Annotated in this window: 16 protein-coding genes; 8 read left to right on the forward strand and 8 right to left on the reverse strand. The window is 75.1% G+C overall.

Features of this window, described 5'->3' with window-relative positions:
• Window positions 1–164 precede the first annotated feature (164 nt).
• Together DQ241_RS11640 and DQ241_RS11645 are read left to right on the forward strand one after the other, a co-directional pair.
• Entirely contained in the window at window positions 165–4,106 is a 3,942-nt protein-coding gene (locus tag DQ241_RS11640) for an alpha-(1->3)-arabinofuranosyltransferase family protein (RefSeq protein ID WP_158545922.1), read from the forward strand.
• Window positions 4,103–5,902 (forward strand): hypothetical protein, encoded by a 1,800-nt coding sequence (locus DQ241_RS11645; protein WP_113830319.1) that lies wholly within the window; start codon window positions 4,103–4,105, stop codon window positions 5,900–5,902. Before DQ241_RS11640 ends, DQ241_RS11645 begins: the two co-directional genes overlap by 4 nt.
• Before the next feature lie 120 nt (window positions 5,903–6,022).
• Here the strand turns inward: DQ241_RS11645 and DQ241_RS11650 are convergent, their stop codons facing one another.
• Window positions 6,023–7,000: a DUF3068 domain-containing protein gene (locus tag DQ241_RS11650; RefSeq protein ID WP_113830320.1), complete on the reverse strand. Its 978-nt coding sequence runs from the start codon at window positions 6,998–7,000 to the stop codon at window positions 6,023–6,025.
• A gap of 236 nt (window positions 7,001–7,236) precedes the next feature.
• The gene (locus tag DQ241_RS11655) at window positions 7,237–7,962 is read right to left on the reverse strand and encodes a bifunctional 2-polyprenyl-6-hydroxyphenol methylase/3-demethylubiquinol 3-O-methyltransferase UbiG (protein ID WP_113830321.1); all 726 of its coding nucleotides are present in this window, start codon (window positions 7,960–7,962) and stop codon (window positions 7,237–7,239) included.
• Window positions 7,963–8,037: 75 nt separating this feature from the next.
• Here DQ241_RS11655 and DQ241_RS11660 point away from each other — a divergent pair, with 75 nt between their 5' ends.
• The gene (locus DQ241_RS11660; RefSeq protein WP_233492386.1) at window positions 8,038–9,405 is read left to right on the forward strand and encodes a glycosyltransferase family 4 protein; all 1,368 of its coding nucleotides are present in this window, start codon (window positions 8,038–8,040) and stop codon (window positions 9,403–9,405) included.
• On the opposite strand, the gene DQ241_RS11665 is transcribed toward DQ241_RS11660, so the two are convergent.
• A complete protein-coding gene (locus DQ241_RS11665; RefSeq protein WP_113830322.1) occupies window positions 9,297–11,042 on the reverse strand; it encodes a hypothetical protein in 1,746 nt (581 codons plus the stop codon). The genes DQ241_RS11660 and DQ241_RS11665 overlap by 109 nt on opposite strands.
• Window positions 11,043–11,128: 86 nt before the next feature.
• On the opposite strand from DQ241_RS11665, the gene DQ241_RS11670 reads away from it, so the two are divergent.
• Both DQ241_RS11670 and DQ241_RS11675 read left to right on the forward strand, forming a co-directional pair.
• Window positions 11,129–12,415 carry a polysaccharide biosynthesis protein gene (locus DQ241_RS11670; protein WP_113830323.1) on the forward strand — a complete coding sequence of 429 codons (1,287 nt, stop codon included), beginning with the start codon at window positions 11,129–11,131 and terminating at the stop codon, window positions 12,413–12,415.
• Window positions 12,416–12,540: 125 nt separating this feature from the next.
• Window positions 12,541–12,942, forward strand: coding sequence for a cupin domain-containing protein (locus DQ241_RS11675; RefSeq protein ID WP_113830324.1), 402 nt, complete (start codon window positions 12,541–12,543; stop codon window positions 12,940–12,942).
• A gap of 63 nt (window positions 12,943–13,005) precedes the next feature.
• Here DQ241_RS11675 and DQ241_RS11680 read toward each other — a convergent pair whose 3' ends face one another.
• The 3 genes from DQ241_RS11680 to DQ241_RS11690 all read right to left on the reverse strand — a co-directional run bounded on the left by DQ241_RS11680 (window position 13,006) and on the right by DQ241_RS11690 (window position 17,543).
• Window positions 13,006–13,929, reverse strand: a complete 924-nt coding sequence (locus tag DQ241_RS11680; RefSeq protein ID WP_147252368.1) for a universal stress protein — start codon at window positions 13,927–13,929, stop codon at window positions 13,006–13,008.
• An 81-nt stretch (window positions 13,930–14,010) separates the two neighbouring features.
• Window positions 14,011–15,111, reverse strand: coding sequence for an acetate/propionate family kinase (locus DQ241_RS11685; protein WP_113830417.1), 1,101 nt, complete (start codon window positions 15,109–15,111; stop codon window positions 14,011–14,013).
• On the reverse strand, window positions 15,108–17,543 hold the full coding sequence (locus tag DQ241_RS11690) for a phosphoketolase (protein WP_233492378.1): 2,436 nt from the start codon (window positions 17,541–17,543) through the stop codon (window positions 15,108–15,110). The genes DQ241_RS11685 and DQ241_RS11690 overlap by 4 nt, the downstream gene beginning before the upstream one ends.
• Window positions 17,544–17,608: 65 nt before the next feature.
• Between DQ241_RS11690 and DQ241_RS11695 the strand changes: the two genes are divergently transcribed.
• The 3 genes from DQ241_RS11695 to DQ241_RS11705 are packed head-to-tail and all read left to right on the forward strand — an operon-like array spanning window position 17,609 to window position 22,101.
• A complete protein-coding gene (locus DQ241_RS11695; RefSeq protein ID WP_113830326.1) occupies window positions 17,609–20,422 on the forward strand; it encodes an FAD-binding and (Fe-S)-binding domain-containing protein in 2,814 nt (937 codons plus the stop codon).
• 23 nt (window positions 20,423–20,445) lie between these two features.
• Window positions 20,446–20,931 (forward strand): cation:proton antiporter regulatory subunit, encoded by a 486-nt coding sequence (locus DQ241_RS11700; protein WP_113830327.1) that lies wholly within the window; start codon window positions 20,446–20,448, stop codon window positions 20,929–20,931.
• Window positions 20,932–20,937: 6 nt separating this feature from the next.
• On the forward strand, window positions 20,938–22,101 hold the full coding sequence (locus DQ241_RS11705) for a cation:proton antiporter (RefSeq protein WP_113830328.1): 1,164 nt from the start codon (window positions 20,938–20,940) through the stop codon (window positions 22,099–22,101).
• A 2-nt stretch (window positions 22,102–22,103) separates the two neighbouring features.
• Here DQ241_RS11705 and DQ241_RS11710 read toward each other — a convergent pair whose 3' ends face one another.
• On the reverse strand, window positions 22,104–22,727 hold the full coding sequence (locus DQ241_RS11710) for an SGNH/GDSL hydrolase family protein (RefSeq protein ID WP_113830419.1): 624 nt from the start codon (window positions 22,725–22,727) through the stop codon (window positions 22,104–22,106).
• A 41-nt stretch (window positions 22,728–22,768) separates the two neighbouring features.
• The gene (locus tag DQ241_RS11715) at window positions 22,769–24,364 is read right to left on the reverse strand and encodes an MDR family MFS transporter (RefSeq protein WP_233492379.1); all 1,596 of its coding nucleotides are present in this window, start codon (window positions 24,362–24,364) and stop codon (window positions 22,769–22,771) included.
• Window positions 24,365–24,410: the final 46 nt, after the last annotated feature.

The raw sequence follows: 24,410 nt of genomic DNA on the forward strand, positions 1-24,410 counted from the left end.
AACGGCTACACTCGCGCGGCACCCTACAGCAGCGGAACTGCGGATCGCGGAGGAAGCACATCAGCACAACCGTTCGGGGGAACGCGGGCGGCCGCCACGCGACACCGTTCCCCTCGCGGGCGTGGGGCAACGCCGGGGTCTGGCTGCTGCTGCTCCTGGGATCGGTGCTCCAGCAGCCGGGCCGGACGACCTTCGACACGAAGTTTGACCTCACGATCGACCCCGGCGGGTTCCTCGACCGGGCGCTGCACATGTGGATCCCCACCTCGCTGGGGCAGCTGCAGAACCAGGCGTACGGCTACCTCTTCCCGCAGGGCCCCTTCTTCCTGGGCGCCGACCTGCTGCACGTGCCGCCGTGGGTGGCGCAGCGCCTGTGGTCGGCCCTGCTGCTCGTCGCCGCGTACGAGGGCGTGCGGCGGATCGCGCTGGCCCTCGGGCTGCCCGGCCCGGCAGCACTCCTGGGCGGCCTGTGCTACGCCCTGGCACCCCGGCTGCTCGGCGCGGTCGGCGTCATCTCCGGCGAGGTGCTACCGACCGCCGTCCTGCCCTGGGTGGTGCTCCCCGTCGTGCTGGCCGTGGCCCGCCGGCTGACCCCCCGCCGCGCGGGCCTGCTGTCGGGCGTGGCCGTCCTGTTCATGAGCGGGGTGAACGCGGCCGGCACGATCGCGGCGCTGCCGATCGCCTTCTTCGTCGCCGCCAGCCGGTTCCGCGAGCGCGGAGGGCGCTCCTTGCTCGGGTGGTGGGCGCTGGGCACCGCCCTGGCCTGCGCCTGGTGGATCGGCCCCCTTCTGCTGCTGGGCCGGTACAGCCCGCCCTTCCTCGACTTCATCGAGACCGCCGCCGCGACCACCTCCCCGACCGGATGGGCCAACAGCCTGCGCGGGGCCGATCACTGGGTCGCCTACCACACCGTGGGCGGCCAGGGCTGGTGGCCGGGAGCGCACGCCCTGGTCACCTCCGACGTCGTCGCCGTCCTGGGTCCAGGCGTCGCCGCGCTCGCCCTCGTCGGCCTCGTCCACCCGCGCATGCCGCTGCGCGGTCCGCTGGCCACCTCTCTCGCCGTCGGCCTGCTCTGCCTCACCGTCGGCCACCCGTCCGCCGTCGGCTCGTTCGTCGACGGGCCGGTGCGCGCCCTGCTCGACGGCCCGTTGGCCCCGCTGCGCAACGTGCACAAGGTCGACCCGCTGGTCCGCCTCCCGCTTGCGCTGGGGCTGGCTCACGGAACCGTGCTGGCGGCCCGGTGGGCTCGGGCCCTCCTCCAGCGGCGTGGGCTGGCCGTCCACCAGCCGGCGGCACTGCGGGTCCTCGTCGGCGCGCTCGTCGCCGCGCTGCTGGTGAGTTCCTCGCCCCTGCTGACCAACGGGCTGCGGATGCCCGGGTGGACGCAGGTCCCCGGCGCGTGGACCTCGGCCGCGGGTTACCTGGAGGAGCGCCCGGGCAGCCGGGCGCTCGTGGTGCCGGGCGCCGGCTTCGGTGTCCAGACGTGGGGGTGGACGGTCGACGAGCCGCTCCAGGGGCTGACCGACGGCTCGTGGGCCACGCGCAGCCAGGTGCCGATGGTGCCGGGGGCCACCGCCCGCCTCCTGGACGCCGTCGAGAGCCGGCTGGCGAACGGGCAGGGTGGACCGGGGCTCGCGCAGACGCTGGCCCGCATGGGGGTCACCCACGTGGTGCTGCGCCGTGACCTCGACCGGCAGCTGACCGACACCGGCGGGCCCGACCGCATGGAACGCGCGCTGCGCGACAGCCCCGGGGTGCGGCGCGTCGCCGGGTACGGCAGCACCGGGTACGCCGACCAGAAGCTGGTCGAGGTCTTCGCCGTGGAGGGCGCCCAACGGGTGTCCGTCGTCGACGCGGACGACCTCGTCACGCTCGACGGCGGCCCCGAGGACGTGCTGACAGCCGCCGACGCCGGGCTGCTCTCCCCGGGCCAAGCAGCCCTCGTCGGCACCCCTGAGCAGCCGGCGGACGTGGTGGCCGACGGCCAGCGGTTGGTGGAGCGGCAGTTTGGTCGCATCCACGACGCCACCAGCGAGGTGATGACCGCCTCGGCGCCCTCGCGGGAGGACCGGCCGGCCACCGACTACGCGGGCGCCCCCACCCGCACGGCCGTCGCCGACTACCTCTCGCTCGACGGCATCACGGCGTCCTCTTCGCAGGGCTACACCGACGTCTTCGGGCCGGTGCTGCCGGCGCACGGGCCGGCCGCGGCGTTCGACGGCCGCCCGGAAACCTCGTGGCGCTCGGCCTCCCTCGCCCGCGCCCCGGGCCAGTGGCTCGACCTCGACCTCGCCGAGCCCGTCACCGGCGGCGTCCTCGCGGTCACCTTCGCCTCCGGGGCGGGCACCGCGGAGATCCGCGAGGCCGCCGTCGCCTTCGGGGGCGCCTCCAACGTGTACGGCGTCCCCAGCAGCGGCCGGCTGCTCGTCACCCTCCCCGAGGAACCGGTCGAGCGGGTGCGGATCACCGTCGTGTCGGTGGCGCCTGGGCTGGAGGAGAACTCCCCCGTCGCCATCTCGGAGGTGGAGCTGCCCGGGTTGCCGCCCGGGCGGACCCTGGACGTCCCCCGGAGGATCGGCGCCGGCACCAGCGTGGTCCTGCGGGCCGCCGAGCCGCGGCGGGCGTGCGTGGACGTCGGGTACGGCCCCCACTGCGAGACCTCGGAGATCCGGACCGGCGAGTGGGGTGGGCTGGACCGCCGGCTCACCGTGGCCGAGGGCGGCGCATGGGAGCTCAGCGGCACGGTGGTCGCGCAGCCCGGCGACGCGGCCGCCGCGCTGCTCGGTCCGCTCGGCGACGGCGCGGTCGTGACGGCCAGCTCGGTCCTGGGCGGAGATCCCTCGGTGTCCGGGGCGTTCGCCTTCGACGACCAGGAGGTCACCTCCTGGCTGGCCGACCCGGCGGCGGACGAGGTCACGCTGCGCGTCAGCTGGACCGGCGAGCGCACGATCACCCGGCTCACCACGGTTGCCCCGGCCGTCCCGGCCGCCGATCCGGTGCGGGCCCGGGTCGAGTCCTCCTCGGGGGTGCGGGAGGTCGATCTCACCGACGCCCTCGGCTTCTTCGAGCCGCTCCCGGCGGTCGACGGGGTCACGCTCACCTTCACGCGCTCGTCCGTCGACGCCGGCCTGCCGATCGGACTCGCCGAGGTCGGGCTGACCGGGGCGGAAGACCTCCGGCACCGGCCATGGGCGGAGAGCCCGACCGGCGCGGTGTGCGGCCTCGGACCGCAGGTGGTCGTCGACGGCACCGCCCACGCCACCGAGGTCACCGGCACCCTCGGCGACATCCTCACCGGCACGCCCCTCGCCTGGCGCGTGTGCGATGGGCCCGTCCAGCTCGCGTCAGGCACGCACCGCGTCGTCGCGCAGGGCACCCTGCAGTTCCAGCCGCTCTCGCTGGTCTGGTCACCGGTGCGCTCCGCCGCCAGCGGCGCCGGCGCGGACGGTCGCGGCGGCGACGTGGACGTCGGCGCCTGGACCGCGACCCGCCGGGTGCTCTCGGTGAGCGCCGAGCGTGACACGGTCCTGCGGATCGCCGAAAACGTGAACGACGGGTGGCGCGCGACGCTCGACGGCGCGGAGCTGGAGCCGGTCGTCCTGGACGGGTGGGCGCAGGGTTACCGGTTACCGGCGGGCACGAGCGGGGACGTCGTCGTCGAGTACACCCCCGACCGCGCGTACCGCCTCTCCCTCATGGTAGGGCTGTTGCTCGCCGGGGCGCTGGTCCTCCTCGCCGCCGACAGCGCACGGCCCCGGTACTCCGGCCGCGGGCTGCTCGCCGGGTCGCTGCGGTCCCCGCGCCGAGGGCTGCGGCCGGTGGCCGCGGCCGGTGCCGGTGCCCTCGCCCTGGTCATGGGCGGCATCCCGTTCGCCGCCGGCTGGGTCGCCGGGCTGCTGCCCCCGGTCCGCCGGCACGCCGCGCTCGTGGGGGCCGCGGCCGTCGCCGCTACCGGCGTCCTGGTCGCGCTGTCCCCGGGGACGGCCGGCGGACGGCCGGGCGTGTGGGCCGACACCGCCGCTGCCCTCGGGCTCGGCCTCCTGCTCTCCCGCCTGGTGCGGGTCCAGCCGCAGTCCGCGCACGAGCGAGCACGGGGAGAAGGATGAGCACACAGGACGGGTCGATCCGGACGCGTTCCCGCCTGCGCGCGGCGCTGCCGCCGGATGCCGCCCTCGTGGGCGGGCTCCTCCTCGTGGCGCTGCAGACGGTGGTCCGCACGGGCGTCGTGTTCGGGTCCTACTACTGGCACGACGACTTCCTGCACCTGGAGATGGCCCGCCGGATCGGGTTGTCGTCGGACTTCCTGGTGCGGGACTACGCGGGGCACCTGGAGGTCGGGCAATACGTCGTCTACTGGCTCTTCTCCCGTTCGCCCGGGATGTCGTTCGCCCCGGCCGCGCTGAGCCTGGTGATCATGCAGCTAGTGGCCTCGCTGCTGCTCCTCGCCGTGCTCAGGGAGCTCTTCGGGAGGTCGCCGTGGGTGCTCCTTCCCTTCGCCGGCTACCTTTTCACGCCCCTGGGACTGCCTGTGGCCACCTGGTGGGCCGCCGGGCTGCAGGCCATGCCCCTGCAGATCGCGATGCTGCTCACCGTCCTCGGGATCGTCCGCGCGGTCCGGCGCCGGTCGTGGCGGTGGGCGGTCGTCTCCGTTCTCGCTCAGGCGGTCGGCCTGGTCTTCTGGGAGAAGGCCGTGCTCGTGCTTCCGGCAGCCCTGGCCGTGCTCCTCCTCGTGGAGTGGGGGCAGCAACCGGTCCGCGAGCGGCTGCGGCTGCTGGCGCGTCACTGGCGGGTGCTCGTGCCGCACGTCGTGGTGCTGGCCGCCTACGGCGCGGTCTACCTGACCGTGGTCAACTCGTCCTCGGTGCTGGGCCAGGAGGCCCAGGACGTCGGCCGCAACACGGGTCAGACCGTCTTCCGCATGCTGCTGCCGGGCATCTTCGGCGGTCCCTGGAGCGAGACCGGCGCGGTCAGCACGGTGTACCCGTACGTCGGCGACGCCCTGGCCGTGTTCTTCGCGGTGCTCGTCGCCGCGATCGTGGCGGCGAGCGTCTGGCTGCGCGGCACCCGAGCGCTGCAGGCGTGGCTGCTCGTGGCGGGGTATGTCGCGGTCGACCTGCTGCTCCTCCAGATCGGCCGCGCCGACTTCATCGGCCTTCTCGCGCGCGACCCGCGGTACATCACCGACGCACTGCCGATCCTCGCCATCGGCTTCTGCGCCGCGTTTAGTGGCCGACGGGTGGCGCGTCGGACCCCGGCGTGGCTCACGCGCGCGACCGCCTCGGCCGACTCCCCCACCGCGGCCGTGGCCGTGCTGGTGGCCAGCTGCCTGCTCACGACGTTCCTGGTCGACGGCGTGCTGCAGCACGACTACGCACGGAACTACGTCCGCGGGGTGGTCCAGGCGCTGGAGGACAACCCGGACGCCTCGGTCCTCTCCACGCCCGTCCCGGCGACGGTCAGCGTCAGCACCGACCACGAGGGGCTGCTCCGGGCGGTCGGCGAGGACCGCGAGTTCGACCAGCCGGGGACCGATCTGAGGATGCTCGACGAGGCGGCTCAGCTCCGACGGATCACCGTCATCGAGCCCTCGCTGCGGACCGCAGGCCCGGTGCCCGACTGCGGGTGGGTGGTGACCCAGAGGTGGCAGTCCGTGGGCACGGTGCGCCAGGCCTCCCCCGGCGCGCAGGTCATCCGGCTCGGTTACCTCACCGGGCAAGAGGCCACGCTGCACCTGTCCATCGACGGGGAGGAGCAGGCGGTGGCCCTTCCGGTGGGCGTGGGCTACGCATACTTCGTCATCACCGGCCGAGAGGGCCGGGTCTCGCTCCGGATCTCCGACGTGGAGCTGGGCGGGCTGTGCGTGACCGACGCACTCGCCGGGATGCCGTGGCCCGCCGACTGAGCCCGACGGCTGCCCCGGGTCCCGGCGACGACCGGCGGGGGCAGGGACGACGGACGGCCGGCACGTGATCCGCGCCGGCCGTCCGGTCGAGCAGGTGGTGCAGGGCCCGCAGGCTCGGGATCAGCGGACCCCGATCTCCTCGGTCTGCTCGGCGTGGCGCGCGTCGCCCTCGTCCCGCGCAGCCCGGTCCGCCCGCAGCGAGAGGACCACGCCGCCGGCCAGCGCCAGGACGCCCAGCACGAGCAGCAGCAGCGGCAGCACGTTGGTGATCAGGTTGATTTTGCCCGCGGTGTCCTCGGCCCGCTCCACGCCGTCGGCGATGGTCTGCTCGTCACCGGCGAAGCTGCCCGCGAGCACGGTGGCGCCGGTCGCGCCGTCGGGGCCGCGAAGCACGGTCCGTGGCTTCTCCGAGGCGGTCACCTGGACACCGCTGCGCGGCTCGATCCACATGGTCCGCTCGTTGCTGTACACGACCTCCGCCTCGACGGTGGCCTCGTCGGAGCCAACCAGGTTGCCGGGCACCGCCGTCTCGCGGATGACGGTCTCGGGCACGACCTGCACGAACTTGTAGACCTCGAGCCCCTCGATCTCCTCGACCTCCTCGAAGCGGGCCGGGAAGGTCTCCCCCGTGGTGGGGTTGAAGACGTCGTAGTCCCTCTTCTCCGTGCCGAAGGGGAAGGTGAGGGTCAGGCCCTCCACCGACCGGTCCTCGTCGTTGTCGATGTGGTCGGACTCGCACTCCACGGCCACGGCCTCGCGCCGGTCGAGGCAGACGCGGTAGGTGTAGGCGTTCAGCAGCTCGCCGTCCTCGTCGACCATCGTCGACCCGAAGTTCCAGACGGCGACGTCGTCGCTGGCCTCCTCGGCGGCGGGCTCGCCGGCGACGCGCTGCTCGACGGTGGCCTCCAGGCCGCGCAGCTGGCGCATCTCGCTCAGGTCGAGGAAGCTGACATCCGTCCCCAGTGCCCGCGGGCTGGCCGTCTGGTCGAGGGGCAGGCGGACGAGGGTGTCGACGAGGACCAAGCGCACCAGCAGGGCTGCGACGAGCGCGAAGGCCCCCAGTCCGACCAGGCCCAGTCCGATGGCACGACGTCGCATAGCGGGTGGTCCTCCAGGTTCGGGCGTGACGGCTCCGGCGCCGCCGCGGCGCGCGTCACACTACTGGCCGGTAGGCACCGTTCCAACAGGGGTGGTACCTGCCAGTACCGCCGCAGGGGGTCTTTCTGCGGCGATCCGGCGATCACCAGCCGCGGCATTCACCCGAAAGGGACGGAAACGGCTCGGGCCCGGAACGCTGCACCGCGCCGCGGCCCTTCCGTCGCCCGACATCACGCTCACCGCCGGCGCATCACCAGGACCAAGTTCCACGACGCGACCTCCCGAACGAGCGGCACGCGGACCACCCAGCGAGCCCACCACGGGTGGTAGCGCGGGTAGGAGGCGAGGAGCTCCACATCGGGGCACCGCCGGGCCCAGCGCAGCGCCGAGCCCACCGAGACCGCGAAGAGGGACTCGCCGAACCGGTTCTTCGGCTCGTGCCCGTGCCGGCGCCGGTACCGCCGGCGCGCGCGGTACCCGCCCAGGTAGTGCCACGGACCGGTCTCGTGCCCTCCGTGAGGCGACCACCAGGGCGTGAAGGAGAGGTACACGGTCCCCCCGGGCTTCGTCACCCGCACCATCTCTGCCGCGAAGACCCACGGCCGGCGCACGTGCTCCAGCACGTTCGACGAGTAGCAGACGTCGACCGAGCCGCTCAGGACCGGCAGCGCCTCACCGCTCCCCCGCACCGTCCCCGGCTCCGGCACACCACGGGCCACCATCTCCCCCGCGTCCGGCTCCAGCCCGACGTAGGTGGCCCCGGCCTCGCGGAACCGCTGTGCGAAGTAGCCCGGGCCACCTCCGACGTCGAGGACCGTCGCCCCGGACAGCGGGACGTGGTCGGCGAGCTGCTCGACCGAGTCGCGGGCCAGTGCGTCGTAGAAGAGATCCGGCTCCGTCTGCTCGCGCAGGAATACCCGGAAGAGCGCGACCGATCGCGCCAGCGTGGCGGTGCGTGCCAATTCCTGGGCACCCCTTCCTACTGGTGAATGGCTGGTGGAAAGGCTGGTACCCGTAGGTACTCTCCCGCGGTGCCCATGCAATCAACGGCGATTGACGTCCTGTTCGTCAACTGGCGGGACGCGAGCCACCCCGAAGGCGGAGGCTCCGAACGCTACGTGCACCGGATGGCCGAGGGTCTGGCGGCCACCGGCCTGCGCGTCACGCTGTTCTGCGCGGCACACGGTCGCGCTCCGGCGGAGGAAACGGTGAAGGGCGTCCGGGTGGTCCGCCGGGGCGGCCGGCTGTCGGTCTACCCCCGCGCCCTGGCGTTCGTCCGCAGGCACCGGCCCGCCCTGGTCGTCGACGTCCAGAACGGCCTGCCGTTCGCCAGCACCCTGGCGACCGGCGCCCCGGTCGTGAACCTGGTCCACCACGTCCACCGGGAGCAGTGGCCGATCGTGTTCGGCCGGTTGGGCGGGGCGGTTGGCTGGTGGCTGGAGTCGAGGATCGCCCCGCGCCTCTACCGGCGCTCGCGCTACGTCACGGTCTCCGGCGCCACGGCCGCGGAGCTGACCACCCTCGGCGTGGATGCCGAGCGCATCACGATCGTGCCCAACGGCATCGAGCCGGCTCCCGCGGTCGCCGTCCTCCGCTCGGCGACCCCCCGGCTGGTCGTGCTCGGGCGGCTGGTGCCGCACAAGCGCGTGGAGCACGCCCTCGAGGTCGTGTCGCGGCTGCGCCCCCGCTGGCCGGGCATCCGGCTCTCGGTGGTCGGCGAGGGTTGGTGGCACGAGGAGCTGCAGGCGGCGGCCGAGCGGCTCGGCGTCACCGACGTGGTCGAGTTCCACGGCTTCCTCGACGAGCAGGCCAAGCACGAGGAGCTGGCCCGGGCCTGGGTGCACCTGTGCCCGTCGGTGAAGGAGGGCTGGGGCCTGGTCGTGAGCGAGGCCGGGCACCATGAGGTGCCGACCGTGGGCTACCGGTCGGCCGGGGGCCTGCGGGAGTCGGTCCTGGACGGGCGCAGCGGCGTGCTGGTGGAGGACCTCGACCAGTTCACCGCAGCGGTGGAGGGGCTGCTGGCCGACGGGGACGCCCGGCGGACCATGGGGCGGGCCGCGGCCCGCCACGCGGCGTCGTTCAGCTGGCCGGCGAGCGTCGCTGCGCTCGCCGGGGTGCTCTCCGGCGCCGCGGAGGGTTCAGCTGCGGTCGCCGTAGACCATGACGTTCGGCGTGCCCTGGCTGCTCTCCTCGACGACGCCGCGATCCGGGTCGGCGACGGCCTGGACGCCCACGACGACGGCGGCGCCGACGGCCGCCCCGCTGCCCAGGGACAGCATGATGGCGATGAGCGTCTTCATTCCAGGTCTCGCTTTCGTGACGGTGTGCGACGGAGCGGAACCGTAGACGCCCGGGCGATCATGCACAACACCGCCGCACCGACCAGACCGAGCGCGCAAGCGTGAGCCACCACCACCGCGATCACCCGGAAGAGGGGGACGTCGTGCTCCCCCGGGACCCCCGGCACCCGGTGCAGGGTGAGCTCCGGGGCATCCACGACGACCGGCAGACCACCCACGGCCCCGGGCGTGTCGGGACCCGGCGTGCCGTGCTCCACCAGCACCCAGCCAATGCCGAGCGCGGCGAGGCGCTCGGGGTCGGCCGACGCGGCGCCGGCCGCTCGGGCACGGGGGTCCTCACCCTCCACCGCCCGCCCGCCGACCACCAGCGTGTCGTCCACCACCGCCGGCCGGGGCAGCCACCGCGGTGCCGGGTCCAGCTGCGGGCGCCGGTCGTTCCAGTCGAAGGCCCGGTAGGCGCCGAACGGCAGGACCAGCACGTCGCCCGGGCGGTCGTCCTCCTCGAGGGCCTCCCGCACCTCCTGCCAGGCGGCCGGGTAGGACACCGGCTCGAGCCGGCCGGCGACACCCCACGCGAGGTCGGGGACGGCGAGCACGGGCAGCAGCAGCGCGGCCCCCGTCACCGGCACCGCGCCTGCGTCGCCCACCCGGGCGCCCAGCCACCGGCCGAGCCGGCGCACCCCCAGGCCGGCACCGAGCGCCAGGGGAAGCACCCACCAGGCCGCCCACTTCTGGGCGTCGCGGAGCAGACCCGCTCCGGGGACGACGTCGACCGTCAGCTCCAGCAGCTGGCGAAGCCCGGGGACGGTGCCGGCGACCGCCAGCAGGAGGCCCGCACCACCGAGGAGCAGCAGCCGCGACCCGGCTCGATCGCGCCACGCGTCCGCTGCGCGCCACCCCGCGACGGCGAGGGCGAGCAGCAGGGCGGTGAGCACCGGCACGAGCGCGGTGCCCCGGCTCCCGGGCACGGCGTCGCCGTTCCACAGGCCGCCGCCGCCGAGCACGGCCACGACGGGGCCGCCCCAGTTCTCACCCCGGGCGGCGAAAGCCGCCACACCCGCGACGTCGGAGCCCCCGCCACCGGGGTGCAGGGCGCCCGCCACGACCCAGGGCGAGGCGAGCACGGCGACGGCACCGACCACCGCGAGCAGGCGGTGCCGGCCGATCAGGACCAGCGCAGTCCCCGAGCCGAGCACCGCCCCGGTGGGGGTGAGCGACGCGGCCGCCACGGTGAGCAGCAGCGCGGGCAGCGCACTGCGCTCGCCGGCGCGCACGCGCAGTGCGTGCCGGGCGATCCACGGCAGGGCCGCGTACCCGACCAGCAGGCTCCAGTGCCCGATCAGCAGCCGCTCGGCGACGTAGGGGTTCCACCCGTAGACCAGCCCGGCGGCCAGTCCGGCCACACCCCGGCGGCCGTCGTCGTCGGCCGGCACGAGCCGCGCCGCGCCGAGCACGGCCGCGAACACGACGGCCAGCAGCACCACCTTCTGCACGACGTCGCCGGGCACCACGGCGGTCAGCAGCGCCATCGCGGGGTCGACCGGGACCGCGCGCGGCAGCGTCCCGCCGAGGCCGAGCGCATCGGCGTCCAGGTCCTGGCGGGGCACGAACACCATGTCGCGGAGCAGCACGAAGCCGGGTGCCAGCGCGGGTCCGGTCACCACGAGCGCGACGACGGCGGCGAGGACGCGGGCGGGCCAGGGCGAGCTCTCCGGGCACGTCCAGCGCTGCGTCCCGCTCACGATCCCCGTTCCCGTCGCCTGAGGCCGGGTTCCCGGCCGATGAGCGCAGGGTAGGGGCCGTGCCCGTGGAACCGGAGTCCCCACCGGTGGATCGCCCCGCGTCGCGGCGCGGCCGCCAGGAGGAGGGACGGCTGCTCGCGCCGGCCGCAGCCGTCTCCGCCGCCTTCCTCGGTGCCAACGCGCTGGCCTACGTGCTCACCGTGCTCGCCGCCCGCCTCCTGGCGCCGTCCACCTACGGCGAGCTCGCCTCGCTGCTGGGCCTGCTCCTGGTCGGCTCCGTTCCCGCGACCGGGGTGCAGACCGCGATCGCGCTCTTCCTCGGGGGCCGCCGCGGCACCCCGGAGGTCGTCGCCCGGCTGCACGCCGCAGCGCTGGTGGTGGCCGCCGTGGTCTGCCTGGTGGGGGCGCTCCTGGTGCTCCCGCTGCGCGGCCTCCTGCACCTCGACGGCGCAGCGGCGGTGGTGTGGCTGGTGGCGCTGCTGCTCCCGCACACCCTCGTCCAGTGCTACCAGGGCCTGCTGCAGGGGCAGAGCCGGTACGCCGGGCTCGCCGTGGTCACGGTCGCCTTCGCCGCGAGCAAGCTGGCCGGCGGCGTGGCGGGGCTGCTGCTGGGCGGCAGCACGGCCTCGACGCTGGCCGGGATGACCGCCGGCTGCAGCCTGGGCGCGCTCGCCGGGTGGCTCGGCGCGGGGCGCCCGGGGGTCGCCGGCCGGCTGCGCGCACCCCTCCGGGCGACCGCGCGCGCCTCCGGTGCCCTGCTCGGCCTCGTGGTGCTGGTCAACCTCGACCTGCTGCTGGCCCGCCACCACCTCCCCGCCCGGCTCGCCGGCGAGTACGCCGTCGCGGCGATCTTCGCCAAGGTCGCCTTCTGGCTGCCGCAGGGCGTGGGCGTGGTGCTGCTCCCCCGCCTGGCCGAGGCCGAGCGCCGGCACCGCGTGCTGCCCGTCGCGGTGGGGGTGGTCGGCGGCGTCGGCGCGCTGCTGGTCCTCGGCACCGCCGCGCTGGGCCGGCACGCCCTGCCGCTGGTCGGCGGCTCCTCCTACGGCGGCTCGATCGGCACCGCCGCCTGGATGTTCGCCCTGCTCGGCACGCTGATGGCCGTCGCCCAGCTGCTGCTGTACTCCGGCATCGCCGCGGCCGACCACCTGGCCACGGCCGCGGTCTGGGCGGCCGTCGTGCTCGAGGTCGTCGTCGTCCAGGTGCTCGCCGGCACAGGTCGGCTCTCGCTGGTGACCACGGTCCTCACAGCCCTCGGAGCCGCCCTGCTGCTGGTGGCCACCGGGCTGGTGCGGCTGCGGCGGGCGCGGACCGCGGGGGTGCCCGGGGCGGTCCTGCCCGCTCCCGGCGGGGTGCCCGGGCCGACCGGCGCGTGATCACCGTCGCGGGTGAACGGAGGACTACTCCACCGCCCGCGGGGGCAGGAGGAGGCCGGTCGCCGGTCCGGCCCAGCGCCGGTCCGGCCGCAGGTCGAGCCCCCGAGACGAGAGGAGCGACGCCCATGGCGTCCGTCATCCACTACACGATCGCCACCGAGGCCGAGAAGAGCCCGGACTTCCGCCGCGTCCTCTGGACCGGGGAGCACACCCAGCTGGTCATCATGACCATCCCGCCGGGCGGCGAGATCGGCGAGGAGGTCCACGAGGTGGACCAGATCCTCACCTTCGTCAGCGGCACCGGGAAGGCGATCATCTCCGGCTCGGAGAAGGCGGTCGCCCAGGGCGACCTCGTCGTCGTCCCCGCCGGCAAGAAGCACAACTTCCTCAACACCGGCGAGAACCCGCTGATCCTCTACACGGTCTACGGCCCGCCGGAGCACGCCGACGGCGCGGTGCACACGACCAAGGAGGAGGCCGACCGGCTCGAGGAAGAGGGCAAGGACGAGCCGCCGACCTCGAGCTGAGCTCCGGGCGCAGGACGGGCCGCCACCCCCGCGGGGTGGCGGCCCGTCGCGTCCCCGGGGCGGTCAGCGGCCGTGGGCGCCCCGCTCGCCCCGCGTCTCCGGGGGGACGACGACGACCGGGCACGGCCCGGCCACCACGCAGTGGAGCGCCACCGAGCCCAGCAGCATGCCGCGGATGGCGCCCTGCCCGTGCCCGCCGACGACCAGCAGCTCCGCCCCCTGCGCCGCGCGCACGAGGACGTCACCGGCCGGGCCCTGGCCGGTCTCCACGCGCACGGGGACCCCCTCGGGCAGCGCCGCCGCCTCCACCATCGCCTCGGCGCCCGTCCGGGCGTCGGCCTCCAGCCGCTCCGCCGGGGGGATGACCACGTCGTACACGTCGCTCCAGTAGGAACCGGGCGAGTAGGCGGCGACCGCCACCACCTCGCCGCCCAGCAGGGCGGCCTCGGCGGCGGCCCGCTCCAGCGCCCGCGCCGACTCGGCCGACCCGTCCAGCCCGACGACGACCCGCGGCGGGTCGAGCGCGGCGTCGGCGCGGGGGTGCACCACGACCACCGGCACCCGGGCGTGCGTCACGCAGTGCAGCGCCACCGAACCCAGGACCGAGCTGCGCACCGCACCGCGGCCCCGGCTGCCCACCACGAGCAGGTCGGCGTCCTCCGCCGCAGCGAGCAGCTGCGCCGCCGGGGAACCGGCGGCCACGGTGACCCCGACCTGCACGTCGGCGTGGCCGGTCTCGGCGCGCACCTCCTCGACCTGGGCGGTCGCCCGCTGCAGCATGTCGGCGCGCACGGCCTCGATCCGCCGCTCGTCCAGCAGCTGCGGGTCGCCCCAGTACACCTCCACCGGGAACGTGGTGACGACGTCGAGGCGGGCGCCGCGACGGGCGGCGTCGGCCAGCGCCCACACGAGCGCGGCCCGCGCACCCGGCGAGCCGTCGATCCCCACGACCGTCCGCCTGCTGCCGTCCTGGCCGGTTCCCGTCACGTCCGCTCCCGTCCTCGTCCCAGCTGGTCCGCCCCGGAGGCTGCCCGGATCGGGCGGGGGGCACAACCCCGGCAGTGACGGTCAGACCGCGGCGAGCAGCTCGCCGACCTGCCGGCGGATCTCGAGGTCCTCCCGGGAGGTCACCACGACCGTCCGCACCGCGGCACCGTCGGCGCTGATGTCGGCGTCCCCGGTGGCGGCCCGGTTGCGCGCGTCGTCGACCGCCACCCCGAGGTAGCCCAGCGCCGTCCCCGCGGCCGCGCGGACCGGCGCCGCCCGCTCCCCCACGCCACCGGTCATCACCAGCAGGTCGAGGCCGCCGGTCGCGGCGGTCATGGCGGCCGTCTCGCGCACCAGCCGGTGCAGGTAGACGTCGAGGGCCAGGGCGCAGTCGGGGTCGCCGCGGTCGCGGCCGGCGAGCACCTCGCGCAGGTCGCCCGAGGTGCCCGACAACCCCTTGAGGCCGGCGTGGTGCTCCAGCACGTCCCCGAGCTCGGCCTCCGGCACGTGCCCGTGCTCGAGCAACCAGAGCAGCAGGCCGGGGTCGAGGGTCCCCGGCCGGGTGTTCATCACCAGCCCTGCCAACGGGGTGAACCCCATGGTGGTGTCCACCGAGATCCCGCCGCGCACGGCCGCCAGCGACGCCCCGGCGCCGAGGTGGCAGGAGACGATCCGCAGGTCCTCGACGGGGCGGCCGACCAGCTCCGCGCCCCGGCGCACCGCCCAGGCGTGGGAGAGCCCGTGGAACCCGTAGCGGCGCAGCCCCCAGCGCTCGTTCCACTCCCGCGGCACGGCGTACGTGGCCGCCGCGGGTTCCAGCGTGGCGTGGAAGGTGGTGTCGAAGCAGGCGACCGCGGGCACGCCGGGCAGCAGCCGGCGCGCGGCGTCGATGCCGGCCAGCGCCCGCGGGTTGTGCAACGGGGCGAGGTGGCTGATCGACCAGAGGTAGGCGACGAGCAGGTCGTCGACGACCGCCGGGCCGCTGTGCCGGGGACCGCCGTGCACGACGCGGTGCCCGACGGCGTCCAGCTGACCGCAGCCGGCCAGGAACCCCTCGAGCGGCGCCAGGTCGCCCGCTCCCTGCCAGTGCTCCAGCGTGGTGGCGGCGGCGACCGCGCCGTCGTCCTCGAGCACCGCCAGCTTCAGGGTGCTGGACCCCGCGTTGACGACGAGCAGCCTCACGCCTCGGGCTCCCGCAGCGGGTGCCCGCCCTCGGTGGCCGGTCCGCGCGCCGCGCCCCACTGCCAGTCGCGGACCTCGGGCAGGTCCTCCCCGTGGGTGCGCACGTGCTGCCGGTGGTCGATGAGCGCGTCGCGCAGCCGGTCCCGGGCGTGTGCTCCGACGTCGCGCAGCCGCGGCACCCGGTCGATGACGTCGATGGCCAGGTCGAACCGGTCGATCCGGTTCATGACGCACATGTCGAAGGGCGTGGTCGTCGTCCCCTCCTCGACGTAGCCGCGGACGTGCAGGTTGTCGTGGTTGGTGCGGCGGTAGGTCAGCCGGTGGATCAGCCAGGGGTAGCCGTGGTAGGCGAAGATCACCGGCTTGCCGGTGGTGAACAGGCTGTCGAACTCGGCGTCCGACAGGCCGTGCGGGTGCTCGCGGTCGTCCTGCAGGCGCATCAGGTCGACGACGTTCACCACCCGGATCCGCAGGTCGGGGAAGAAGCCGCGCAGGATCTCCACCGCGGCCAGCGTCTCCATGGTCGGGACGTCGCCGGCGCAGGCCATCACCACGTCGGGCTCGGCGCCGGCGTCGCTGCTGGCCCACTCCCAGATGCCGATGCCCTTGGTGCAGTGGTCGACGGCGGCGTCCATGTCGAGGAACTGCAGCGCCGGCTGCTTCCCGGCCACGATGACGTTGACGTACTGGCGGGTGCGCAGGCAGTGGTCGGCCACCGAGAGCAGCGTGTTCGCGTCCGGCGGCAGGTAGACCCGCACCACCTCGGCCTTCTTGTTCACCACGTGGTCGATGAAGCCCGGGTCCTGGTGGGAGAACCCGTTGTGGTCCTGCCGCCACACGTGCGAGGTGAGCAGGTAGTTCAGGGAGGCGATGGGCCGCCGCCACGGGATGCCGTTGGTGGTCTTCAGCCACTTGGCGTGCTGGTTGACCATCGAGTCGACGATGTGGATGAACGCCTCGTAGCAGGAGAAGAACCCGTGCCGGCCGGTCAGCAGGTAGCCCTCGAGCCAGCCCTGGCAGGTGTGCTCGGACAGGATCTCCATGACCCGCCCGTCCGGCGCCAGGTGGTCGTCGCCGGGCAGCCGCTCGGCCATCCACGCCCGGTCGGTGACCTCGAGCAGCGCGCCGAGCCGGTTGCTGTTGTTCTCGTCCGGCGAGAACACCCGGAAGGTGGCCGTGTTCTCCCGCATGACGTCGCGCAGGAACGTGCCGAGCACCCGCGTGGCCTCCACCGCGCCGGTGCCCGGCTCGGGGACGGCGACGGCGTAGTCGCGGAAGTCGGGCATGCGCAGCGGCTGGAGCAGCGTGCCGCCGTTGGCGTGCGGGGTGGCGCTCATCCGCCGCTCCCCCGCCGGGTGCAGGTCGCGGACCAGCGGCACGGGGGCGCCGTCGGCGTCGAACAGCTCCTCGGGCCGGTAGCTGCGCAGCCACTCCTCCAGCACCCGCCGGTGGCCGTCGTCGCCGCGGGCGTTGGCGAAGGGCACCTGGTGCGAGCGCCACGAGCCCTCGACGTGCACCCCGTCGACCTCGGCCGGGCCGGTCCAGCCCTTCGGCGAGCGGAGCACGATCACCGGCCAGCGCGGTCGCCGCAGGTCGCCGTCCTCCCGTGCGGCGCGCTGGATGGCGGCGATGCGGTCGAGGCAGGCGTCCAGCGTCGCGGCGAACTGCTGGTGCATGGTCGCGGGGTCGTCGCCGGAGACCAGGTGCGGCTCGTGGCCGTAGCCGCGCAGCAGCTCGAGCAGCTCGTCGTCGCCGATCCGGGCCAGCACCGTCGGGTTGGCGATCTTGTAGCCGTTCAGGTGCAGGATCGGCAGCACCGCGCCGTCGCGGGCGGGGTCGAGGAACTTGTTCGAGTGCCAGCTGGTCGCCAGCGGCCCGGTCTCGGCCTCGCCGTCGCCGACGACCGCCGCCACCACCAGGTCGGGGTTGTCGAAGGCCGCGCCGTAGGCGTGCGACAGCACGTAGCCCAGCTCGCCGCCCTCGTGGATCGAACCGGGCGTCTCCGGTGCCACGTGGCTGGGGATGCCGCCGGGGAAGGAGAACTGGGTGAACAGCCGCCGCATCCCCGCCTCGTCCTGCGAGACGTCGGGGTAGACCTCGCTGTACGTGCCCTCCAGCCAGGCCGCGGCGACCGGGCCCGGCCCGCCGTGGCCCGGTCCCATCAGGTACATCATCGACAGGTCGCGGGCCCGGATCGCCCGGTTGAGGTGGGCGTAGAGGAAGTTCAGCCCGGGGGTGGTCCCCCAGTGGCCGAGCAGCCGGGGCTTCACGTGCTCGGGGCGCAGCGGCTCGCGGAGCAGCGGGTTGCCCATCAGGTAGATCTGCCCGACCGACAGGTAGTTGGCGGCCCGCCACCACGCGTCCAGCGCGGCGAGCTCGTCGTCGGTCAGGGGTCCGGTCAGGTCAGCGCGCACGTCCGCCGAGATCGCCACGCCCGCACGCTAACGACATCGGCGTCGGTCGCGCGAGGGTTGCCCGCCCCTGGTTGCATGGGCGCATGGCGGGGATCAGCACGCTGGACGTCACCGCGTCGCTGCGCGCGGCGGGCCTGTCCGACGTCGATGGCTCCGGGCTGGCCCGCGCGCTCTATTCCTCCGACGGCTCGCTCTACCGGGTGCTGCCGCAGGCCGTCGTCCGCCCCCGGCACGCCGACGAGATCGACGCGACGCTCGCCGTCTGCCGCGAGCTGGGCGTGCCGCTGACGGCGCGCGGCGCGGGCACCTCGATCGCGGGCAACGCGGTGGGCCCGGGCGTCGTGCTCGACACCAGCCGCTACCTGCACCGGGTGCACGCCGTCGACGCGGAGGCGCGCACCGCGACGGTCGACCCGGGGGTGGTGCAGGCCTCGCTGCAGGCCGCCGCCCGGCCGCACGGGCTGCGCTTCGGCCCCGACCCCAGCACGCACAACCGCTGCACGGTCGGCGGGATGATCGGCAACAACGCCTGCGGCTCGCGCGCGCTGGGCTACGGGCGGACGTCGGACAACGTCGTCGGCCTGGACGTGGTCACCGGGTCCGGCACGCGGCTGGACCTGCCCGGCACCGAGGGCAGCCTGCTCGACGACCTGCGGACGCTGGTCGACGGCGCGCTGGCCCCGATCCGCACCGAGCTCGGCCGGTTCGGCCGCCAGGTGTCGGGCTACTCGCTGGAGCACCTCCTCCCCGAGCGCGGCTTCGACGTCGCCCGCGCGCTCGTGGGCAGCGAGGGCACGCTGGCCCTGGTCCGCCGCGCCACGGTGCGGCTGGTCGCCGACGCGCCGTTCCGCGGCCTCGTCGTCCTCGGCTACCCGTCGATGGCCGACGCCGCCGACGCCACCCCCGGGCTGCTGCGGCACTCCCCCACCGCCGTCGAGGGGCTGGACAGCCGGATCGTGCAGCGGCTGCGCGACGTCCCGGCCGCCGTCGTCCCCGACCTGCCCCGGGGCGAGGGCTGGCTCATGGTGGAGCTGACCGGCGACTCGGTCGCCGAGCTCGAGGCCACGGCGGCGCGCATCGTCGCCGACGCCGGCGCGCTGGACGCCCTCGTGGTCACCTCCGCCGCCGAGGCCGCCGCTCTCTGGCGGATCCGCGAGGACGGCGCCGGGCTGGCCGCCCGCACCTCCGACGGCCGCCCGGCGCACGCCGGGTGGGAGGACGCCGCCGTCCCGGTCGAGCAGCTGGGCGGCTACCTGCGCCGGTTCGAGGCGCTGCTGGTCGAGCACGGGCTGCAGGGCGTGCCCTACGGCCACTTCGGCGACGGCTGCGTGCACGTGCGGATCGACTTCCCCCTCGGGGCCGGTGCCGACTCCGGGCGCAGCCGCTACCGCGCGTTCGTGGAGGACGCCGCCGTGCTGGTCGCCTCCTACGGCGGTTCGATCTCCGGCGAGCACGGCGACGGCCGCGCGCGCAGCGAGCTGCTGCGGCACATGTACTCCCCCGAGGTGCTGGCCCTGTTCGGCCGGGTGAAGGCGCTGCTCGACCCCGACGACGTGCTCAACCCCGGGGTGCTGGTGCGCCCGGCGCCGGTCGACGAGGACATCCGGGTGGCGGCCGCTCCTCGGCTGCGGACCGGGCTGGCGCTGGCCTACCGGCACGACGGCGGCGACTTCTCCGCCGCCGTGCACCGCTGCACCGGCGTGGGCAAGTGCCGGGCCGACCTGCAGTCCTCCGGCGGCGTGATGTGCCCGTCCTGGCCGGCCACCCGCGAGGAGAAGGACACCACCCGCGGCCGGGCGCGCGTGCTGCAGGAGATGCTCGCGCCGGGCGGGCCGGTGCGCGACTGGCGCTCACCCGAGGTGCACGAGGCGCTGGACCTGTGCCTGTCGTGCAAGGGCTGCTCGCGCGACTGCCCGACCGGGGTCGACATGGCCACGTACAAGGCCGAGGTGCTGCACCAGTCCTACCGGCGCCGGCTGCGCCCCCGCCCGCACTACACGCTGGGGTGGCTGCCGCGCTGGGCCGACCTCGCCGCCCGCGCGCCCCGGCTGGTCAACGGCGTCCTCGGCTCGCGGCTGGGCGGACGGCTGGCGAAGTGGGGCGCGGGCATGGACCAGCGCCGGGAGGTCCCGCCGTTCGCCGCGCGGACCTTCCGGCAGCAGTGGGCCGACCGGCCGGAGGCGCCCGGCGACGCCGCTCCGGTCGCGCTCTGGGTCGACTCGTTCACCGACCACTTCGCCCCGGACGTCGCCATGGCGGCCGCCCGGGTGCTGGAGGCGGCCGGCTACCGGGTGCAGGTGCCCGGCGACGACACCTGCTGCGGGCTCACCTGGATCACGACCGGCCAGCTCGACGCCGCCCGGCGGATCCTCGGGCGCACCGTCGCCGAGCTCGCTCCGGTCGTGGACGCCGGCGTGCCGGTGGTCGGGGTGGAGCCCTCGTGCACCGCGGTGCTGCGCAGCGAGGCGCTGGAGGTCGTCGGGGGGCCGGAGGCCGAACGGGTCGCCCGCGGCACCCGGACCCTGGCCGAGCTGCTGGCCGCCACCCCCGGCTGGGAGCCGCCGTCGCTGGCCGGCCTGCGGGTCGTGGCGCAGCCGCACTGCCACCACGCGTCGGTGCTCGGCTGGTCGGCCGACGCCGAGCTGCTGCGCCGCGCGGGCGCGGAGGTGACCCGGCTGGGCGGCTGCTGCGGGTTGGCCGGCAACTGGGGCGTGGAGAGGGGCCACCACGAGGTGTCGGTGGCCGTGGCGCAGCAGCAGCTGCTGCCCGCCGTCGACGGGCTGCCCGACGACGCCGTGGTGCTGGCCGACGGCTTCTCCTGCCGCACCCAGCTCGACCAGCTCGCCGGCCGCCGCGGCCTGCACCTCGCCGAGCTCCTGGCCGACCGGCTGCCCTGACCCGGTCTGCCACGATGCCCGGTATGGACCTCGAGGAGACGCTGCTGCCCGGCGTCGGCGTGCGCTACGAGCTGGAGGTGGACTCCGGTCAGCTGCTCGGGATCGTCGTCCCCCGCGAGGGCGGCGCCGAGATCTCCGTGTACGACCGCCGTGACCCCGACCGCGCCCGCGGCGTCTTCCGGCTCAGCCCGGAGCAGGCCGACGCGGTCGCCGAGGTGCTCGGCGCGCCGCGGCTGACCCAGCGGTTCGCCGACCTCTCCAAGGAGGTGCCGGGCCTGGAGTCGGCGCGGATCCCCGTCCGGCCCGGCTCCCCGTTCGACGGCAAGGCGCTCGGCGACACCCGCGCCCGAACGCTCACCGGGTGCTCGATCGTGGCCATCGTCCGCGACGCCGACGTCGTCCCCTCCCCCGGCCCCGAGGACCCGCTGCACGCCGGCGACGTCCTGGTCGCGATCGGCTCGGCGACCGGCCTGGAGCAGCTGGAGCGCCGGCTGTCCGGGCAGGGCTGACCGCGGGTGGACCACGTCGCCGAACTGCTCGTCGAGCTCGGCCTGCTGTTCCTCGGCCTGTCCCTGCTCGGGCTGCTCGCCCGCCGGCTGGGCCTGTCCCCCATCCCGTTCGTGCTGCTCGCGGCGCTGGCCGTGGGCGAGGGCGGCGTCGTCCCGCTGAGCACGTCGGAACCGTTCCTGAGCGCCGCGGCCGAGATCGGCGTCGTCCTGCTGCTGCTCACCCTCGGCCTGGAGTTCTCCGCCGACGAGCTGTTCTCCTCGCTGCGCCGGCACGCCCCGTCGGGCTGGGTGGACCTGCTGCTCAACTTCCCGCCGGGGTTCGTCGCCGGCCTGCTGCTCGGGCTGCCGTGGCAGGCGGCGCTGGCCCTGGGCGGCGTCACCTGGATCTCCTCGTCCGGCATCGTCGCCCGGCTGCTCGGCGACCTCGGGCGGCTGGCCAACCGCGAGACCCCGGCCGTCCTCTCCGTGCTCGTGCTCGAGGACCTGGCCATGGCGCTGTTCCTGCCGGTGCTGGTCGTCGCCCTGGCCGGTGACGGGCCGCTGGAGGCGGTGGGCGGGATCGTGCTGGCCGTCGGCGCCGTCGTGCTGGTGCTGCTCGCCGCGCAGCGCCACGGTCACCGGCTGGGCCGGGTGCTCAGCTCCCGGGACGACGAGCAGGTCCTGCTGCGGCTGGTGGGCCTCACCCTGCTGGTGGCCGGGCTGGCACAGGCGGGAGGTGTCTCGGCCGCCGTCGGCGCGTTCCTCGTGGGCCTCGCGCTGCCGGCCTCCTTCGCCGAGCGGGCCCGCGACCTGCTCGGCCCGCTGCGCGACCTGTTCGCCGCGACGTTCTTCGTCGCCTTCGGGCTCAGCACCGACCCCGCGGAGATCGTGCCGGTGCTGCCCGCCGCGCTGGCCCTCGCCGTGGTCACCGCCGCGACCAAGGTGGCCACCGGCTGGTACGCCGCGAGGCGCGACGGCATCGCGGTCCCCGGGCGGCTGCGGGCGGGGACGGCGCTGATCGCCCGCGGCGAGTTCTCGATCGTCATCGCCGGTCTCGCCGTGGCCGCCGGGCACGAGGACCTGGGGCCGGTGGCCACCGGCTACGTGCTGCTGCTGGCCGTGGCCGGCCCGGTGCTCACCCGGTTCGTGGAGCCGGTGTCGGCCCGTTTCCTGCCCGTGCCGGCGCGCTGAGGTCAGGCGGCGGCGTCGTCCCGGCGGGCGCGCGCGGCCTGCAGGACGATCGGCCGCAGCGCCGCGGCGATGTGCGCGTAACCGGCCGACGACGGGTGGAACCGGTCGGCGGAGAACAGCGCCGGGTCGGCCCGGAAGGCGCGGGCGACGTCGGCCGCGACCGCCGCGACCGTGGCCCCGGCCGCGGCGGCGACGGCGGCCTGCCGCTGCTGGAGGAGACCGCACGCCGCCGAGACCACCGGGCGCAGGGCCGGCGGGACGAACGGCACCATCGACATGTCGGGGGCGGTCACCACCACCACGTCGGTGCCGCCGGCGCGCAGCCCGCGCAGCGCCTCGGCGAGGGCGGCGGTCGCCTGCTCCGCGGGGACGAAGCGGGCCAGGTCGTTGGCCCCGACGACGACGAGCGCGAGGTCCGCCGCCGGCGCGGAGGCGGCGCGCACCTGCCGCGGCAGGTCGGCGGAGACCGCGCCGGGGACCGCGTGCACGGACAGCTCGACGTCGAACCCGTCGTCGGCCAGGTCGGCGGTCAGCCGCATGCCGAGGGTGTCCTCGGCACGGGCGGCACCGGTGCCGAAGGCCAGGGAGTCGCCGAGGACGAGGAAGCGGAGACGAGGACGGGCCACGGACGGCACAACGCCGTCCGTGACCCGTCGATTTCGTGCGCTCAGTGCAGGAGAGCCGCCTGCTCCTCGGCAAGCCGCTCGGCACCCGAGGTGGTCTGGAGGGCCTTCTCCTTGATGAAGAGGACGACGACCAGCGCGAGCGCCGCCAGGGGCGTGGCGATGAGGAAGAGCTCCGCCGTCGCGTCGCCGTAGGCGTTCTCGACGACGGTGCGGACCTCGGCCGGCAGGGTGGAGACGTCGGGCACCGCCGCCTCCCCGCCACCCTCCGCGCCGCCGCCGAGGACGCTCAGGTCCTCGGTGACCCGGCTGGCCAGCAGCGCGCCGAGCGCGCTCACGCCGATCGTGCCGCCGAGGCTGCGGAAGAAGGACACCACCGAGGTGGCCGCCCCCAGCTCCGCGGCCGGGACGTCGTTCTGCGCGGCCAGCACCAGGTTCTGCATGAGCATGCCGACGCCGGCGCCCAGCACCACCATGAAGACGCCGAGCACCCACGGCGAGGTCCGCGCGTCGATCGTGGCGAACAGGGCGAACCCGGTGGTCATCAGGATGCCGCCGGCCACCAGCCAGCCCTTCCAGCGCCCGGTCTTGGTGATCAGGCCACCGGCGACGGTGGAGGAGACCAGCAGACCGCCGACCAGCGGCAGCGTGAGCAGCCCCGACTCGGTCGGCGAGTCGCCCAGCGAGATCTGCAGGTACTGGGCGAGGAACACGGTGCCGCCGAACATGGCGACGCCGACGAGGGCGCTGGCCAGCACCGACAGCGACACCGTCCGGCTGCGGAAGATGCCCAGCGGGATGATCGGCTCGGCCACGCGGCCCTCGACCACGACGGTCGCCGCGAGCAGCACCACCGCGCCGCCGACCATGAGCGCGGTCTCGGTCGAGGCCCACGCGAACCGGTCACCGGCGAAGGTGATCCAGATGAGCAGCAGGCTCACCCCGGCGGTGAGCAGCAGCGCGCCCCACCAGTCGATCCGCACCTCGCGACGGCGGACGGCGGGCAGGTGCAGCGTCTTCTGCAGCAGCACCATCGCCAGCAGGGTGAAGGGCACGCCGAGCAGGAAGCACCAGCGCCAGCCCAGCCACGAGGTGTCGACGATGACGCCACCGATGAGCGGACCGCCGACGGTGGCGACGGCGAAGATGCCACCGAAGACGCCGGCGTACCGGCCCAGCTCGCGCGGCGGGATCATCGCCGCCATCACGATCTGCACCAGGGCGGTCAGGCCACCGGCACCGGCGCCCTGCAGCACGCGGGCAGCGATGAGCATCTCCGGGTTCTGCGAGAACCCGGCCAGCAGCGAGCCGAGGACGAACAGCGAGAAGGACAGCTGGAGCAGCAGCTTCTGGCTGAACAGGTCGGCGAGCTTGCCCCAGAGCGGGACGGTGGCGGTCATGGCCAGGAGCTCGGCGGTGACGATCCAGGTGTAGATCGACTGGCTGCCGCCGATCTCCGGGATGATCACCGGCAGGGCGTTGGACACGATCGTCGCGGCCAGGATCGCCACGAACATGCCCATGAACAGGCCGGACAGCGCCTGCAGCACCTCGCGGCGGCTCATCGGCGCGGGCGCCTCCCCGGGCGCGGCGCCGCCCGGCTGCGGGGACGTCAGCGCGACGTCGTCGGTGGTGGACACGGTTCTCCTCGGGACGTGCGGGAACGCGCCGGCGGTGGCCGGCGCG

The organism is Blastococcus sp. TF02A-30, assembly GCF_003319185.1.
In the GTDB taxonomy this organism is placed as follows: domain Bacteria; phylum Actinomycetota; class Actinomycetes; order Mycobacteriales; family Geodermatophilaceae; genus Blastococcus.